This window comes from Photorhabdus heterorhabditis, from assembly GCF_001280945.1.
GTDB lineage: Bacteria > Pseudomonadota > Gammaproteobacteria > Enterobacterales > Enterobacteriaceae > Photorhabdus > Photorhabdus heterorhabditis.
In genome coordinates this window covers 1-1191 of sequence record NZ_LJCS01000174.1, presented here as the reverse complement: position 1 = coordinate 1191, position 1191 = coordinate 1, and the positions used below count along the sequence as shown (strand labels likewise).

At 57.9% G+C, this 1191-nt stretch carries 1 protein-coding gene; it reads right to left on the bottom strand.

Annotated elements, in window-relative coordinates:
* On the bottom strand, positions 1–1191 hold a 1191-nt coding region (locus tag AM629_RS21145), incomplete at both ends, for a hemagglutinin repeat-containing protein (RefSeq protein WP_200905787.1).

The window sequence follows — 1191 nt, the reverse complement described above, 5'->3', positions numbered from 1 at the left end:
CCTGAGTCATTCAGCGCCTGATGATAGGCAGTGGTGTAGATTTGGCTTTTAATGTCTTCCATGCTCGGGTCGGCGTGACCCGTTTTCGCCAGGGTGGCTTTGGCAGCTTCAATATCCTGTTCACTGATATGGTCCAGTTTCGCTTTCGCCGCGTGGGTGGCGATAATTTTCCCTTCCGTCCCGGCTATTTCGGTCATCTGGGCGCTGAGTTCGCCCATCAGTTGCGCCTGTTTCAGCCGCTGTTGTTCCTTTTCCTTATCAAATATCGGACTCAGGACATTGGCGGCGTTATCGGTGTCGCGGCTAAGGGTCGCGACATCCTGCGTCTGGTGCGCCTTATCCCGGATAATCAGGGTGCCGTCACTGACGGCGGCGTGGGTGGTGGTGCTGTCATGGCCCTGATTATTGGAACCGCTCAGTGCATTGACTGCCAGATTGTTCAGCCGCTGACCAGCGGTCGGTTTGCCAACGCTGATACCCGCACTCTGCTGTTCAACCTTAAAATCCGCCTGATTCTGAATATCTTTAAAGCCCAGTGTGCCGGTGTTGAGGGTGTTTTTGGTTTTGTCGGCAGCACTGGCTATCACTGCGCCGTCCAGCTGGGTGTGGTCGCCGACATTCACCTGATAACCCCCTTGACCGGCAAACAGCCCGGTCTGCTCCTGCACGCTGTCATAGTGGCTGTGGAGTTTGCTGCGGCTGGCATTCAGGCTTAATGTGCCGTCCGGCTGCGGACCCACGGTGGCATTGACCCCGGCACGGGCATTGTGCTGCTGGCTGTCATAGCGCTGGCGGTCCTGTTCACTGCTTAATGTCAGATGACGTTTCACCTCGGCAGTCAGCTGTTCGCCGCTGACTTGTGCCCCTTTTAGCGTGGTGTCCCGGCCACTGTTGAGGGTAACGGTCTGTCCCGCCTCTAATGTGGTGTGCGTGTGACTGACCCCGTTGCCATTTTCATGGCCGTTGCCCCGACTGACATTGGCCGACGCCGTCAAGCCGGTGCTGCCCGGGCCGGCGGTGACACCCACGCCCAGCGCGCTACCGTGGCTACTGTTTTTGCCGATAGTCTGTTCGGTGTTCTGGCTGGAACTCAGTTGGATGTCTCGGCTGGCATTGAGTTGCAGGTCTTGACCCGCCTGTAACTGGCTGCCCTGCACGCGGATATCGCCATTCTGGCCTGATGCGCCTTTG